Source organism: Alkalihalophilus lindianensis (genome assembly GCF_032843265.1).
GTDB classification, from domain to species: Bacteria; Bacillota; Bacilli; order Bacillales; family Bacillaceae_D; genus Alkalihalophilus; species Alkalihalophilus lindianensis.
In genome coordinates, this window is the sequence record NZ_JAWJBA010000519.1 from 1 (window position 1) to 262 (window position 262).

General features: G+C 37.0%; 1 protein-coding gene. It reads right to left on the reverse strand.

Annotated elements, in window-relative coordinates; genetic code table 11:
- Positions 1–80: 80 nt before the first annotated feature.
- On the reverse strand, positions 81–262 hold a 182-nt coding region (locus RYX56_RS23260), incomplete at its 5' end, for a formate dehydrogenase accessory sulfurtransferase FdhD (protein WP_317124244.1).

The window sequence follows — 262 nt, forward strand, 5'->3', positions numbered from 1 at the left end:
GTTCCTTTTTCAAGAATAGTGGTTATTAGATGCATAAGTATAAAAATACCGCTTTCTCCTAAAGAGAGCGGTATCAGTTATTACATAGATTCCGGAATGATAATCCGTTCAGGATTTGTATAAATATTTAATGCATGCCCCCGGATAAAGCCAACAGCTGTAATGCCTAGTTCTTTTGCCAAGCGTAATGCCAGTTCCGTTGGAGCAGATTTTGATAAAACCGTACTGCATTTGATTTTTGCTACCTTTAATAGTATCTCTG